The 14,622-nt window shown below is 70.5% G+C and carries 14 protein-coding genes; 7 read left to right on the forward strand and 7 right to left on the reverse strand.

Going from position 1 to position 14,622, the window contains the following annotated elements:
- Positions 1-441 precede the first annotated feature (441 nt).
- Positions 442-879, forward strand: coding sequence for a PPOX class F420-dependent oxidoreductase (locus tag IE241_RS27065; RefSeq protein ID WP_308433747.1), 438 nt, complete (start codon positions 442-444; stop codon positions 877-879).
- A gap of 74 nt (positions 880-953) precedes the next feature.
- Here IE241_RS27065 and IE241_RS27070 read toward each other — a convergent pair whose 3' ends face one another.
- Positions 954-1,289 carry a hypothetical protein gene (locus IE241_RS27070; protein WP_190024454.1) on the reverse strand — a complete coding sequence of 112 codons (336 nt, stop codon included), beginning with the start codon at positions 1,287-1,289 and terminating at the stop codon, positions 954-956.
- A 213-nt stretch (positions 1,290-1,502) separates the two neighbouring features.
- Here IE241_RS27070 and IE241_RS27075 point away from each other — a divergent pair, with 213 nt between their 5' ends.
- Positions 1,503-2,618, forward strand: a complete 1,116-nt coding sequence (locus IE241_RS27075; RefSeq protein WP_190024455.1) for an outer membrane protein assembly factor BamB family protein — start codon at positions 1,503-1,505, stop codon at positions 2,616-2,618.
- Between the two features lie 139 nt (positions 2,619-2,757).
- On the opposite strand, the gene IE241_RS27080 is transcribed toward IE241_RS27075, so the two are convergent.
- A complete protein-coding gene (locus IE241_RS27080; protein WP_190024456.1) occupies positions 2,758-2,958 on the reverse strand; it encodes an SCO3870 family protein in 201 nt (66 codons plus the stop codon).
- A 232-nt stretch (positions 2,959-3,190) separates the two neighbouring features.
- On the opposite strand from IE241_RS27080, the gene IE241_RS27085 reads away from it, so the two are divergent.
- From IE241_RS27085 to rox, 3 genes are all read left to right on the forward strand, one after another.
- Positions 3,191-3,523, forward strand: coding sequence for an antibiotic biosynthesis monooxygenase family protein (locus IE241_RS27085; RefSeq protein WP_190024457.1), 333 nt, complete (start codon positions 3,191-3,193; stop codon positions 3,521-3,523).
- 162 nt (positions 3,524-3,685) lie between these two features.
- The gene (locus tag IE241_RS27090; protein ID WP_190024458.1) at positions 3,686-3,880 is read left to right on the forward strand and encodes a DUF1272 domain-containing protein; all 195 of its coding nucleotides are present in this window, start codon (positions 3,686-3,688) and stop codon (positions 3,878-3,880) included.
- Positions 3,881-4,071: 191 nt separating this feature from the next.
- Complete coding sequence (gene rox / locus IE241_RS27095; RefSeq protein WP_190024459.1) at positions 4,072-5,496, forward strand: rifampin monooxygenase; 1,425 nt, start codon at positions 4,072-4,074, stop codon at positions 5,494-5,496.
- A gap of 62 nt (positions 5,497-5,558) precedes the next feature.
- On the opposite strand, the gene IE241_RS27100 is transcribed toward rox, so the two are convergent.
- The gene (locus IE241_RS27100; protein ID WP_190024460.1) at positions 5,559-6,515 is read right to left on the reverse strand and encodes a MerR family transcriptional regulator; all 957 of its coding nucleotides are present in this window, start codon (positions 6,513-6,515) and stop codon (positions 5,559-5,561) included.
- 173 nt (positions 6,516-6,688) lie between these two features.
- Here IE241_RS27100 and IE241_RS27105 point away from each other — a divergent pair, with 173 nt between their 5' ends.
- Positions 6,689-7,354, forward strand: coding sequence for a LysE family translocator (locus IE241_RS27105; protein WP_190024461.1), 666 nt, complete (start codon positions 6,689-6,691; stop codon positions 7,352-7,354).
- A gap of 28 nt (positions 7,355-7,382) precedes the next feature.
- Here IE241_RS27105 and IE241_RS27110 read toward each other — a convergent pair whose 3' ends face one another.
- The 4 genes from IE241_RS27110 to IE241_RS27125 all read right to left on the reverse strand — a co-directional run bounded on the left by IE241_RS27110 (position 7,383) and on the right by IE241_RS27125 (position 13,314).
- Positions 7,383-8,498: an alpha/beta hydrolase gene (locus IE241_RS27110; RefSeq protein WP_190024462.1), complete on the reverse strand. Its 1,116-nt coding sequence runs from the start codon at positions 8,496-8,498 to the stop codon at positions 7,383-7,385.
- Between the two features lie 269 nt (positions 8,499-8,767).
- Positions 8,768-10,408: an amidase gene (locus tag IE241_RS27115; protein WP_190024463.1), complete on the reverse strand. Its 1,641-nt coding sequence runs from the start codon at positions 10,406-10,408 to the stop codon at positions 8,768-8,770.
- Positions 10,409-10,605: 197 nt separating this feature from the next.
- On the reverse strand, positions 10,606-11,880 hold the full coding sequence (locus tag IE241_RS27120) for an aspartate aminotransferase type Ic (protein WP_190024464.1): 1,275 nt from the start codon (positions 11,878-11,880) through the stop codon (positions 10,606-10,608).
- Positions 11,881-12,057: 177 nt separating this feature from the next.
- A complete protein-coding gene (locus IE241_RS27125; protein WP_190024465.1) occupies positions 12,058-13,314 on the reverse strand; it encodes an ankyrin and HEAT repeat domain-containing protein in 1,257 nt (418 codons plus the stop codon).
- Positions 13,315-13,573: 259 nt separating this feature from the next.
- On the opposite strand from IE241_RS27125, the gene IE241_RS27130 reads away from it, so the two are divergent.
- A complete protein-coding gene (locus tag IE241_RS27130) occupies positions 13,574-14,542 on the forward strand; it encodes an epimerase (protein ID WP_190024466.1) in 969 nt (322 codons plus the stop codon).
- Positions 14,543-14,622 lie beyond the last annotated feature (80 nt).

Genomic DNA, 14,622 nt, shown 5'->3' on the forward strand with positions numbered 1-14,622 from the left:
AACACTCGGGAGCGCACATGCCAGTCATTCGCAGAGCCTGCGGCCGCCCGGCCCGGACTCGCACCCCCGTAGCGCGTCCGGGCCGGGCCGTATCCGGGATTCGGTACGCCGGAAGAGCAGCCGCAGCTGCCGGCCGCGCCACGCCCCTACCGCCTTGCGTGGACCTCCGGCGACCGTGTCCGCCGCCCGGGGCCGACAACCAGTAGTTCAGCCGGGTGCGGGCAGGCAGTCGAGCCGTTTCCCGGTTTCCTCTGCGGACAGGAGACAGGGAAACGGCCGCTGACCTGCACGTCGAATGCGGCCGGGACGGCGGCAGGAACGGCAGCCGGGACGGCAGCCGGGAGAGACATCACCCGCTGAGGGGAAGACAACGGCTCCCGCCTGTGTTCTTCGTGTGCAGTGATCACGAGACCGATGACATGGCAAGGAGAGGCTGTGGCCGTGGAGTTCAATGAAGAGACACAGAAGCTGCTCGACGGGAAGAACTTCGCCACCGTCGCCACGATCAACCGGGACGGCGCGCCTCAGACCTCGGTGGTCTGGATCGCGAGGGACGGGGACACGGTGGTGTTCTCCACCACGGCCGGCCGTCTGAAGGCCCGGAACCTCGCCCGGGAGCCGCGGATCAGCCTCACGGTGTTCGACACCGAGAACCCCTACCTCTCCGTGGACATCCGGGGTACCGCCGAGCTCATCGAGGACCCGGACAAGGAGCTGCCGCGCAGGCTCTCACAGAAGTACCTCGGCGAGAACCCTCCGGCTGAGCCGGATGAGGTGCTGCGGCTGATCGTCCGGGTGACACCGCAGAAGGTCACGGGGTTCAAGGGACAGCGGGCCGCCGAGCAGCAGCGGCAGCACCCCACGGCTCGGGCGGAATAGCAGCCGGGCATGTCCCTCCCGGGGACTTGCCGCACCGTGGAAGCCGGGCGGCGGGCGCCGCCGTCCATGCCGGCCTACGAGGCCCGGCGTCGTTGCTCGCTCGCCAGGGCCACGCAGACGACCGCCGCCGTCACGGCCCCGGCTGCCAGGAAGCCCCGGTTGCCCCGCCAGGACAACACCGACCAGCGCGACTGGGCTGACAGCAGCGAGCCGGTGCTCAGCCAGGAGCCGGCCGATACGGCCGAGAGCGCGGAACCGATCGAGCCGAGCGACAGAGCGCTTCCGACCGAGCCGACGGACAGGACGGATCCGACCGAGCCGATCGAGAGCACGGAGCCCACCGAACCGATCGACAGCACGGAGTCCCGGGACCAGAGGGACAGGGGTGAGTCCGAGGATTGCGTGGCCATGCGCCGATCGTAAGTCAGCGTTCCGGAAAGTTCCGGAGACGGCTTCGCCAGGGATCCTTCTTCTGCCACCCTCTGGTGTCCATGAGTTCCATGGATTCCGCGAACCGGCGTGAGCCCGTAGGGCGTCGCCTGCTTACCGCCTCGGCTGTCGTCGGCTTCTTGTGCACCGTGGCCGCGTGCGGCAGCGGCGGTGGGCAGCCCGATGGCCTCCGGGTGACGGAGCCGGGGAGGTCCCCGGCCGAGTCCTTCCCGGCGGGCCCCGCCAGCAGGTTGCAAGGCGCCTGGCCTTCCCCGGCCGACGAGGGCGATCCCTCCGACGTGGTGTCGCTGGGCAGGGGCCTCGCCTATGCCTACGACCAGGACGAGGTAGGCGTCACCGCCTTCCGGCTCGACTCCGGTGAGGTCGCCTGGCACACGGCCGTACCGAACGGCGTCACCGTGGCACAGGCTCCGCGTGCGGTCGGTGACAAGGTGATCGGCGCCTTCGCCACCGCGGAACAAGGCAAGGGGACTTACGCCGGCCGGCGCGGCATCACCGTCGTCGCCTTGGACGCCCGCACCGGCAAGAACTTGTGGACGCGCGAGGTCGCCGGCGACAAGGTCACCGCCGCCGAGGCCGCGCCGCATGTGGTCGGCGCCGATGCCCGGCATGTCCTCGTCGCCTCGTACGAGGAGGGCTACGCGCAGACTCCGCCCCTGTCCGCCCTGCTCGACACGCGAACAGGCCAAGTCGTCTGGACGGACACCGACTTCAAAGGGGTGGACCTGGAGCAGGCGGTGGCTGTCGGGGTGCGCGGCGACGGCGACTTCGCAGGCAAGTCCACCTCTGCGGACACTCAGCTATGGAAGCGGGACCTCCGGCTCGGCGAGGCCCGGGCGGCGGACCCCGGCCCCGGACTGACCTGGGCCGACGGCGTCGAGGCGGGCGGCACCCTGCTGATCGACCCCGCAACCGGCGCAACCCGCCTGGACTCGGGTGAGACCTCCCTGGACGGGTGCCACTACGACGGCTGGAACACGACGGTCTGCGCCGGAGCCGATGACTCTGGCCACGCGGCCGTATGGGCCGTGGACGTGCACACCGCACGCGTCCTGTGGCGCCTGCCCGATGAACCGGCCGGCCGTACCGCTCCCGAGATCACCTCGGCGTGGCACGGGGTGGTCTACGCCCGAGCCGATCAAGCCATGACCCTCGACGCCCGTACGGGAAGCGACCTCCGCACGGACCTCGGTCCCGTCTCGCCTTCGCTGGTCAACGACGGCTACGGCCTGGTCTACGACCCCGCGGCCCGGGCGATCGACGTCTACCGGCCACCGGGCCGATGGTGACGTCTTTCGGATCTCATGCAGGCGAAGCCCCCTGTCCTGCGAAGACGAAGACGACGCAGATGTAGACGTAGACGTAGACGCAGGGCAGAGGGCACAGAGAGCGCTTTCACCTGCCTGTCGGCGGGTTGCGCCGGGTCTCTCAGTCCGAGTTCAGCCGACGGTCACGGTCCCACGTCACCACGATCATGATCGCGGCGAAGTAGATCGCGCCTGCGGCGACGGACACGGACTCGACGTACTGCTCGTAGCCGTCAGCGCGCAACTCGACCGCGAGACAACCCAGTGCGGTACCGAGCCCCGCGAGCGCGCCGAACAAGGCGCCGAAGGGGGCCTTTGCCATTCCATCTCCTCCAAACAACGAGACGGCCCGGCCATCGCCGGGCCTGCTGATGCTCTGTCAATCGCCCCTCACCTGCCCCGAACGGTGCGGTTCAGCCCATGTCGAAGATCACACCGGGGAGCAGGAGGCCGAAGATGCTCTTGACGTCCTCGCGGGCAGGTGTGACAAGGCGCCCGGCGCCACCGGCACTCCCCTGGGCGGTTCCCGTCCGGGGGTGCGGCAAGATGGCCCCATGAGTGTTGTGAAGATCAATGTGCTGAACGTCCCGGCCGAGCAGCGGGAGGTCCTGGAGCAGCGTTTCGCGGCCCGTGCCGGGTCCGTCGAGAGCTCCGACGGCTTCGAGTGGTTCGAACTCCTTCGTCCCGTGGAGGGGACGGACACCTACCTGGTCTACACCCGCTGGCGCAGCGAGGAGGACTTCCAGGCGTGGATGGAGGGCCCGATGAAGGCCGCGCATCAGGGTGGCGGTGACGGGGCCCCCAAGCAGAAGCCGGCCGCGTCCGGGTCGACCCTGTGGTCCTTCGAGGTCGTGCAGCAGGCTGCGCCCAAGGTCAAGGACGCCTGACGCCCGTCGGCAGAGGGGGAGCGCCGGCACTGGCCGGATCTTGCGCAAAGCTGGCCCTGCCGATGCTTTCAGGCCAAGATCCCGGTGCCGAGGATGGGTATCCGAAACCATCCGGTGCCGGCGACGACCAGGCGGCGGATGCCCGATCCCACGAGGAGAGCCATGGCTTTGGAAATGCGCGACCGGTGCGAGCGGTGTGAGAGCGCGGCACTGGCGCAGGACTCCCCCGCCCGCATCTGCTCGCACGAGTGCACGTTCTGCGTGCCCTGCAGCGACGCCATGCAGGACATCTGCCCCAACTGCGGCGGCGAACTCGTGGCGCGTCCCCGCCGCACCCCGTCCCCGGCGGCCCCTTAGAAGCGACCGGCTCCCGAACGGATCGGCTCATCCCGGATCGGTTCGGCTGTCGTGTCCGGTAAAAGACAAAGGCAAGGAGCGCACCGCTCCTTGCCACTTTTAATTTATAGCGCACAGGGGGCCTTGCGGCAAGGCCCTGGCCATGACGCACAATCACCGTCGAAGCCAGAACTGTGAAATGAGATTTTTTGATGATCGACGTGATAGTCGCCGGTGGCGGACCGACCGGGTTGATGCTGGCCGCCGAGCTGCGACTTGCCGGGGTGCGAACGGTCGTGCTGGAGAAGCTGGCCGAGCCGACCCCGGAGTCCCGCGGGCGCGGTCTGCACGTGCGCAGCGTCGAGGTGATGGCCCAGCGCGGCCTGCTGGAGCGCTTCCGCGCGGTCAGCCAGCCGTTCTCCGTCGGCGGCCCCTTCGCCGCCTTCCCCACGCCGTGGCCGGAGCAGCTGGAAACCGCCCACCCATACGGCCTCGCCATGCCTCAGCCGGTCACCGAGCGCGTGCTGAATGAGCGTGCGCTCGAACTCGGCGCCGAGATCCGGCGCGGCTGCGAGGTGGTCGGGCTGAGCCAGGACAGTGACGGGGTGAGCGTCGAGCTGGCCGACGGTACGACGTTGCGCTCGCGCTACCTCGTCGGGTGCGACGGCGGCCGCAGTACGGTGCGCAAGCTGCTCGGTGTCGGCTTCCCCGGTGAGCCCGCCAAGGTCGAGACGATGCTCGGCGACATGGAGCTGACCGAGGACCCGGAGACGGTGGCCGCCGTGACGGCCGAGATCAGCAAGACCCATGTACGGTTCGGCGTCGTCCCCAACGGGAACGGGACGTACCGCGTCATCGTGCCCGCCGCCGAGGTGGCCGAGGACCGCGCGGCGCCGACCCTCGAGGAGTTCAAGCAGCGGCTGCGGGAGATGGCGGGCACCGACTTCGGCGCGCGCTCGCCGCGCTGGCTGTCCCGGTTCGGCGACGCCACCCGGCAGGCCGAGCGCTACCGGGTCGGCCGGGTGCTGCTGGCCGGTGACGCGGCGCACATCCACCCGCCGATCGGCGGACAGGGGCTCAACCTGGGCGTGCAGGACGCGTTCAACCTCGGCTGGAAGCTGGCCGCAGAGGTGAACGGCTGGGCTCCGGAGGGCCTCCTGGACAGCTACCACGCCGAACGGCACCCGGTGGGCACCCGCGTACTGACCAACACCCGCGCGCAGGGCGTGCTGCTGGGGACCGACGCGGGTGCGACGGCGTTGAAGGAGCTGTTCTCCGAGCTGCTGGAGTTCGAGGTCGTGAACCGGTACGTGACCGAGATGATCACCGCGGTCGGGGTCCGCTACGACTTCGGCGAGGGCCACGAACTGCTCGGCCGGCGGATGCGGGACGTGGGGCTCAAGCGGGGTCGCCTCTACGACCTCATGCACGGCGGCCGCGGGCTCCTGCTCGACCAGACCGGACGGCTCTCGGTCGAGGGCTGGGCGGACCGGGTCGACCACGTCGTCGACGTCACCGAGGAACTGGACGTGCCCGCCGTACTCCTGCGGCCGGACGGGCATGTGGCGTGGGCCGGTGAAGACCAGCAGGACCTGCTCGCCCAGCTGCCGAAGTGGTTCGGCGCTGCCGCCGGCTGAGCGCGCTGTCCCGGCCGGAAAGGGCAGGAGCCGGGCGGGGGCGGGGTCTCGGCCCCGTACGCCTACAGCGGGTTGTCCCGCAGCCAGGTCAGGACCTGATCGGCGTGCTCGCTCGGCGGGAAGACCGGGTAGAAGACGTGCTCGATCACGCCGTCGAGGATGATCAGCGTCAGCCTCTTGTACAGCGTCAGCCCGCCGGCCTCGAACGTGGGCAGGCCGAGCATGCCGACCAGGTCCAAGGCGGGGTCGGAGAGCATCTGGAACGGCAGCCGGAGCCGCTCGACGACCTCGCGCTGATATCCGGTGTCCTGGCCGGACAAGCCGAACACGTCGGCGGCACCGGCAGCGAGCAGGTCCTGGTAGTGGTCGCGGAAGCCGCACGATTCGGGGGTGCAGCCGCGTGCCCCGGGGATCGAGTCCCAGCCTTCGGGGAGGTCGGTGCCGGGGCGGCCGGTGAGCGGGTAGACGTAGATCACCGTCCGGCCCGCAGCGAGCGCGTCGAGGCGGATCGTCCCGCCTGCCGTGCCGGAAAGCTCCAAGGAGGGCGCCTTCATGCCGGGCAGGTGGCCGGCCGCGCCGTCGTCCTCGGGGGCGGGCAGGTCGGCGGGCAGGCTCAAGTAGTCGTTCATGAAGTCCTCTCCTTCGTGGGCCGGTGAGACGCTGCTGTTGCGGTGAGCGGCCTCCTGCAGCTGCGAGATCAGCGCCGCCCGCCGGGCGGTGAGTTCCCCGATCCGCTCCGTGAGCTCGTCGACGGCCTCCCGGTATCCGGCCAGCGAGGCCGGGCAGTCGTCGGCGTGCCGACGGCCGGACTGAAGGCAGTCCAGGAACGGCCGAGTACGCTCCGCCGGGATCCCCAGCCTCCTGAGTGCCCGGATCTCCCGCGCGAGTCGTACGTCGTTCTCGTCGTAGTCCCGATAGCCGTTGGCCAGCCGCCCGGGAGTGATCAGCCCCAGCGATTCGTAGTAGCGCACCGCTTTGGTCGTCACCCCCGCGCGACGGGCCAGCTCACTGATACGCATGCCCCTCACCTCGCAGAACGCTAAACCTTGCCCCCAGGGGCAAGGTCAACCGAAGGCGCGGAATTCCCTCCCCGGAAGCCGTCCATCCGGCCGGCCGAGCAGTGCAAGAGATTTCTGCCCGATTTCGGGCAAAAAATAAGGAGTTATCGGCTCCGGCGCTACAGTGATCACCCATGATCACCTTCTCCGCACTGGGGTCCTTCGCGCTGATCGTCGGGCTCCTCACCCTCACACCCGGCCTCGACACCGCCCTCATCCTGCGTACCGCCGCCCTGGGGCACCGCAGGCGCGTCTGGGGCGTGGTCCTCGGCATCCAGACGGGAACCCTCGCCTGGGGGGTGCTCAGCTCGCTCGGCATCACCGCCGTGCTGACCGCCTCCCACCTCGCCTACGCGATACTCCGCTGGGCAGGAGCCGCCTATCTGGTGTGGATGGGAGGCCGGATCCTGATACCGGCCCTGCGCCGGCCGGCCGGCGCGGACCCCGGCCCCGACACCACCGATGCCCCGGCCGACGCCCCGGAGACGCCGGACACCGGCGACAGCTTCCGGGGCGGCTGGCGCCGTGGCACGGTGACCAACCTGCTCAACCCCAAGATGGGCGCCTTCTACGTGGCCGTGCTGCCGCAGTTCATCCCGGCCGACGCCTCGCACCCGGTCTCCGGAACCCTGCTGGCCGGCGTGCACATCGTGCTCGCCACGCTCTGGTCGGGCGTGCTGATCGCATTCGCCCGGGCGCTCCGCACCACCCTGCGGCGGCCCTCGGCGCGGCGGATCCTGGACCGGATCAGCGGCACGGTCATCGCCGGCTTCGGCGTCCGCCTCGCCCTCGGCGACTGAGCGGACGCCTCGGCCTCGGCCGCCCCGCTCAGGACGCCGGAACGGGGTCCGAGAGCTGCTCGCTGATGAACTGGATCGGGCCCTCTCCCATGCTCGGGACGTACGTGTAGGCGTCGTGCTTGCCGCCCGGTATCTCCTTGACCGAGGTGTGCACCGGGCCGTGCCCGTACTCCTTCACGAAGTTCTTCACCCCGTTGATGGTGATGGGGTCCTCCCGGGTGCCGTACTGGAAAGCGATGTAGACGTCGGGGCCCTTACGGGCGATCAGGTCCTTGGCCAGCAGCTTGGGGTCGTTCTCGTCCCGCTCCTTGGTGTGGCCCTTCCACAGCGGGGAGTCGGGGAAGAAGTCCGGGCCGGAGGCGATCGCGGCCTTGAACTGGTCCGGGTGCTTCAGCACGGCCTTCATTCCGGCGAAGCCGCCGGAGGAGGAGCCCATGAACGCCCAGCCGTCACGCGACTTGATCGTACGGAAATTGGCCTTCATCAGGTCGGGGACGTCCTCGGTCAGCCAGGTGCCCATCTTCGGCTGACCCGGAATGTCGCTTCCGTCCCAGTACGTACCGTTGTTCTTGGGATTGAGGACCGGCATGGCCAGGAGGAACGGCTTGCTCTTGCCCTGGGCGTACCACTTGGAGATGGACGACTGGAGTTTGAGGTTGGTACCCATCCAGTAGTTGTCCGGGAAACCGGGGCCGCCGGGCAGGGCGATCAGGACCGGGAAACCGTGGTCCTTGAACTTCGGGTCCTTGTACTCCTTGGGCGCCCAGACCCACACCTTGCCCGTGAAGCCGGACTTCTTGCCCTCCAGTGTGGTGACGGCGATGTGCGTGCCGTCACCGAGGGTTTCGGAGTTCTTGAAGTCGGCGGCGGGTCCGGTCGGCATGAGGATCTTGGAGTCCGGCTGCTGCGCGCCGTTCGCGCCACCGGCCTGACCGCCGCCGCCACTGCCGCCGGCGGCCGGGCCTTGGCCGAAGCTGACCGACTCCCCCTTGTCGGAGAACGGACCGATTTTGAGGTAATTGAGCACGCCGGCGGTTATCAGCCCGACCACGGCCAGGGACACCACCACAATGGTCCATCGCTTGGCGCGGCGCGCGCGGACGTACCCCTGCGCTTGATAGATCCCGCTGTTCGCTTGCGTCATCACGTCACTCCGGACATTCCCGCTGTTGCCCCGAAGGACATGACCATCTTGTTTCCGCCCATGTGGAGGGGCGAAGACTTCCGGAGGTTCCGCTCGCGCCTATGACCTTCGTCGCTCATGCGAGAACGTCGCCTCCACGCCCCACAGGGGATCGTAAAGGCCGGTCCTCGCGCCTTGCGTACCGGGTGCCGGGCCACGGCGAGGGCGGTGATATCCGCGCGTGCGGTGACGATGGTCAGGTTGCCGTGGCCGGCTCGGCGGAGTCGTCCTCAGCGGGAGGTGCCGGGACCCACGGTCGGCAAGTAGCGCGGGGCTCGCCAGGCCTCCAGACGGTGCTCCACCGCGGCCCCCAGCGACAGCAGCTTTGCGTCCTGGCGGTCACCGGCCGTCAGGAGCAGGCCGACGGGGAGCTCGTTCACGAAGCCTGCGGGTACCGACAACGACGGGTAACCGGCCACGGCCGCGGGCGTGGAGGACGGGATCACATCGTTGTCGCCCCGTGCGCAGTCGGTCGTCCAGGCGGGCGGGTTCGTCGGCGCGGCGATGGCGTCCAGCCGGTGGGCGGCCATGGTCTCGTCCAGGGAACGCCGGGAAAGGTCCTTGAGTTCGGCACGCATGACCCGGTATCCCGGGTCGGTGGTGGCAGGCGCGGCGAGGGCCTGCTCGAAGAGTTCCTGACCGGCGAAGCAGGTGCGCTCCGCGGGGTGGGCGCGGTTGAACTCGATCAGCTCGGCGAGGTTGCGGGGTCCCTTGCGCGTGGCGAGGTAGGCGTCGATGTCCCGGTGGAACTCGCTCAGCAGCGCCGGGTACTCGAGTTGGGCGAGCCGCTCCTGATACGGGGGCGTCACCTGGACGACCTCGGCTCCCGCGCTACGGAGCTTCTCCGCCGTACGGGTCATCAAGGCGTCCACTTCCGGCCCGAGCGAGGGCAGTCGCCACAGGCCGATCCGCTTGCCGCGCAGCGTGCCGGGGCGCGCCGACTCCTCCGGCAGGCTGCCGGAGGCGCCTGAGGCGCGAGTGGCTCCAGCGACCCCGGGCTGCGAGCTACCGTCGCCGCGGAGCACCGCAAGGGTGAGCGCCGCATCGGTCACGTTGCGCGCCATGGGACCCGCGGTGTCCTGTTCGGCGGAGATCGGCACCACACCGGCCTGGCTGACCAGCCCGAGGCTGGGCTTGTGGCCGACCACCCCGTTCATCCCGGCCGGGCACACGATGGAGCCGTCCGTCTCGGTGCCGATCGCCACCTGCGACAACGACGCGGCGAGCGCGGCAGCCGAACCGGAGGACGAACCGCACGGATTCCGGTCCAGTACGTACGGGTTGCCGGTCTGCCCGCCCACCGCCGACCACCCTGATGTCGGCTTGGCCGCGCGGAAGTTCGCCCACTCGGACAGGTTGGTCTTGCCGAGGATCACCGCCCCCGCGTCCCGCAGTCGCGTCACCAGGGCCGCGTCGGTGTCCGGCGGACTCCCGGCCAGCGCCAGCGACCCGGCCGTCGTCGGCATGCCGCGGGTGTTCACGTTGTCCTTGAGCAGGACGGGAATGCCGTCGAGCGGGCCGCGGGCGCGGCCGTGCCGGTGCCTGATGTCACTGGCGGCCGCCTGGCGCAGGGCTGTCGGGTCGGTGCGCAGCACCGCGTTGATCTTGGGGTCGACGGTCTCGATCCGCTGCAGGTAGGCGGCGGTGAGAGCCGACGAAGTCAGCGATCCGTCCGCCATGCGGGCCTGCAACTCCGGGATCGTCACCGTCTCGAGATCGACCCCCGCCGGCCCGGGTGGGCGGGCACCGGCCGGCGACGGCGAGCTGCCGGCGCCGCTTTCGGCGGCCAGGGCACCTGGAACCGGTGTGCCTGCCAGAAGGGACCCCACAGCCGTGACGGCAATCAGCATCGCAACGCTTCTCTGCCTCATGAGCCTCAGCGGACTACATGCCGACCGTCCGGCGCAAGGGTGCTGCACCACGTACGCACCACCTGGCGCGCAGCGTTCCACGCCGTCGCGGCCAGGCTGCTGCTCCTACCGGACCGAGGGGAGCGGCACGGCGACGCCCGCGCCCGCCGATGCCCGGCACCGGGAGGGGCCGGGCGTCAAGGTTCGGGCGGTGCGGGCTAGCGGGCCTGCTGCTCGTATCCCACGAGCCGGACGCAGACCGTGAGGCCGGCGATCGCCTGCTCCAGTTCCGCGAGCCCGGGGTAGCTGGGCGCGATCCGGATGACCGCGTCGCGCGGGTCGTCGCCGTAGGGGTGCGTGGCGCCGGCCGGGGTGAGCACGATGCCCGCCTCGGCGGCACGGCGTACGACCTCCTTGGCGCAGCCGTCCGGCACCTGCAGGGTGACGAAGTAGCCGCCCTTGGGCGAGGTCCAGGTCGCGAGCCCGGTCGCCCCGAGTTCGGCGTCCAGGATCCGCGCCACGGCCTCGAACTTGGGCTGCAGCAGGGCGCGCTGGCGCTCCATGTGGGCCTGCAGTCCCTCGGCGTCCCGCAGGAACATCACGTGGCGCAGCTGGTTGACCTTGTCGGGGCCGATCGACCGCATGGCGTTGTTGCCGAGCAGCCACTGCACGTTCGCGGGCGACGAGCCGAAGAAGGCGACGCCCGCGCCCGCCGCGGTGATCTTCGAGGTGGAGCCGAACACGAACGTCCGGTCCGGGTTCCCGGCCTCCGCGCAGGCGGCGAGCAGGTCGGCGATCCCGACGGGCTCGTCGGTGAGGTGGTGGACGGCGTAGGCGTTGTCCCAGAAGATCCGGAAGTCGGGTGCGGCGGTGGTCATGGAGGCGAGCCGCGCCACGGTGGCGTCGCTGTAGCAGGCGCCGTCGGGGTTGCTGTACTTCGGTACGCACCAGATGCCCTTGACCGCCGGGTCCTCGGCGACGAGCCGCTCCACGACGTCCATGTCCGGGCCCTCGGGGGTCATCGGCACCGGGATCATGTCGATGCCGAAGCGCTCGCAGAGGGCGAAGTGCCGGTCGTAGCCGGGGACCGGGCACAGGAACGCGATCCGCTCCTGCTCCACCCAGCGCGACTCGGCGCCCGGCAGCACGCTCAGCAGCGCGTGCACCAGGCAGTCGTGCATCAGCCCGAGGCTGGAGTTGCCGGCGGCGAGGAGCTGGGCGGCCGGCACCTGGAGGGCCTCCGCGAAGATCTCCCGGAGCTCGGGCAGCCCCTGCAGGCCGCCGTAGTTGCGCACGTCCGTGCCGTCGGCCGAGTTGTAGCGCCCGCCGGGCAGGCTCAGCAGGTCCTCGGAGAGGTCGAGCTGCTCGGGTGCCGGCTTGCCCCGGGTGAGGTCGAGCGCGAGCCCGCGTCCTGCGAGGTCACGGTAGTCCTGGCGGGCCTGCTCGAGGAGCCCGGTCAGGGCGTCGGGGCTCAGGCTCAGCTCGGTGGTCATGGTGTTTCCTCTCACGGCCGCCTGTCGGCTCGGCTGCCTGTCGATGAGGTCAATGAGGTCGATGAGATCGCCTGCCCGAGAATACAAACCGGCGCGGGGCGGCCCGGGAGGCGGGCACCGAGGGCCCGAGAGGAGGCCGGGCGACCGGCTGCACCCTCATCGGCGCGGACGAGCGCTTCAGCCGGCGGCGTTCAGCCTCTGACGGCGAGACCACACGTCGTGGAGATCCCAGTAGTACGGCGAGTCCTTGCCGATGGTGTCGCAGGCGCGCAGCACCTCGTCGCCGCGTGGATCGTCGCGCATGGCCAGCCGGACCGCCGCCGTGATCCGTACGCCCTCGTCCTCGTCGTCCAGGCACGCGGCGAGGGCGTCCGCAGGGGCAGGGGCAGGGGCGGGGGCGGGGGAACCCGCGGGGGCGTCGCCGAGGGCTCTGCAAGCGCCCTCGCGCACCCTGGGGTCCGCGTCCCGGGTGCACGCCGTGACGGCGGCCAGCGCCCCGGGGTCTCCCTGGGAGACCTGCCGGGCCAGGCCGGAGAGCGCCCGCCGCCGGACCTCGCTGTCGGGGTGGCGGGTGAGCGCGGGCAGCGGCCGCTCGGCCCGGGGGTCGAAGGCGGCGGCCAGTCCGGCGGCCAGGGCCCGCATCACCAGCAGGTCCTCCTCCTGCTCCACCCAGGGCAGCAGGAGATCGACGACCGGCTCGTCGAAGGAGTCGTCCTCGCTCTCGTCGAAGAGGATGACCAGGTGGAGCAGTGTGGCGCCGAAGTACCGCTCCCGCGGGTCCGCACGGTGCCGCAGGGCGCCCGCCGCGTTCCAGACGGCCGGGTCGCGGCGCTTCTGGAGGGCGAACATCGTCGCGTTCCACACCGGGTGGTCGACGTCCGGCTCGGCCAGGGCACGGCTCAGCAGCCGGCCGAACGGCTGGGTGATGCCGAGGCCGGGCTCCAGCTCGGTGAGGATCGCGGTGTGGGTGTCGCGGACCGTCAGGCCGCCCAGCGACAGCTCCTGGTACGTCTCCAGGTACACGTCGTCCCGGACACGCCGGCGCTCCACCGGCCCCCGCGCCCCGGTACGGCGGCGCAGCTCGGCTTCTGTGCCCGTCTCGTGCCAGTACCGGGCCAGAGCCAGGGCGTCCCGCCCTTCGGCGTCCTGGTGGCAGAGCTGTGCCCCGCGGTTGATGAGCATGTTCGCGATCAGGGACGCGCCCCGGTCGATCGCTCGCAGCAGGGGCGTACGGCCGTCGGGGCCGACGCGGTCCAGCCGGGCGCGGTACGCCAGCTCATCGGCCACCGCCAGGTCGAAGGCGTCCACCGCCAGGCACAGCGCCGGCGTGCCGTCCCCGTCGACGGCATCGGGGTCGGCGCCCGCCGCGAGCAGTTCCCGCACCGTCTCGGCGTCCCCGCTCCGTACCGCCGCTATGAGTGGCTCTTCAGCCATCGTTCCTGTTCCCCGTCCCGTTCGTCACGCAGCAGCGCCGCCCCGTCGGGAGCAGCCGCCCCGTTCTGAGCAGACGTGCAGCGCAAGGGCGGATCCTACCTGTATGCGGCAGGGCAAATCCTGCTATGACCGGACAGCCGGACTTCAACCGATTGCAGCACGGGTGCCGGCACCGGCACCGGCACCGGCACCGGCATCCACTTTTGAACGCGTTCAATTTTGGGTACGGTCACCTCGATGCACGGAGGGGAGAAACCGGATGAAGATCGTGATACCCGGGGGCACCGGGCAGGTGGGGACGATCCTGAGGCGCGCGCTGAGCGCCGCCGGGCACGAGGTCACGGTGCTGAGCAGACGGCCGGCGCGCCCGGGTGAAGTCCCCTGGGACGGGCGGACCCTGGGCCGCTGGGCCGAGGTGATCGACGGAAGTGACGCCGTGGTCAACCTGGCCGGTCGCAGCGTGAGCTGCCGCTACACCGCCGCCCATCTGCAGGCCATGATGGATTCACGCGTGTACTCCACCCGAGCTGTGGGCGAAGCGATCGCCGCGGCGGCCGCACCTCCCCGCGTCTGGCTGCAAATGAGCACCGCCACGATCTACGCCCACCGCTTCGACGCGCCCAACGACGAACGGACCGGGGTGTTCGGAGGGGCCGAACCCGCCGTGCCGGGCTACTGGGCCTACAGCGTCGACATCGCCAAGGCCTGGGAGCGGGAGCAGGAAGAAGCCTGCACCCCGTACACCCGCAAGGTCGCCCTGCGTTCCGCGATGGTGATGAGCCCCGACCGGGGCGGCGTCTTCGACGTTCTGCTGTGGCTGGCCCGGCTCGGCCTCGGCGGCCCCGTGGCGGGCGGCGCACAGTACGTGTCCTGGATTCACGACCGCGACTTCGCCCGCGCGGTGGAGTTCCTGATCGACCGGGACGATGTCGCCGGGCCCGTCAACCTCGCCGCCCCCGGCCCCCTGCCCCAACGCATGTTCATGCACGCATTGCGCACCGCATGGGGCTCCCCGGCGGGCCTGCCCGCAACGAAGTGGATGGCCGAGCTCGGCGCCTTCCTGCTGCGCTCGGATACCGAACTGCTCCTGAAAAGCCGGCGTGTCGTCCCCGGCCGCCTCCTCGAAGCCGGCTTCGCATTCCGGCATCCCCACTGGCCGGAAGCCGCCGACGATCTCGCAGGGCGCGTACGAAGCCGGTCTCGTCTGGCAGCCGGGCAAACGACGTAGCATCCTGGAATGTGAGGGCTGTCAGGGCTGTCACCCTCGCTCGGGCAACAACTCGAGCAACAAGTGGGCCTCGGCTTCAC

It is taken from the genome of Streptomyces hiroshimensis (assembly GCF_014650335.1).
Taxonomy (GTDB): domain Bacteria; phylum Actinomycetota; class Actinomycetes; order Streptomycetales; family Streptomycetaceae; genus Streptomyces; species Streptomyces hiroshimensis.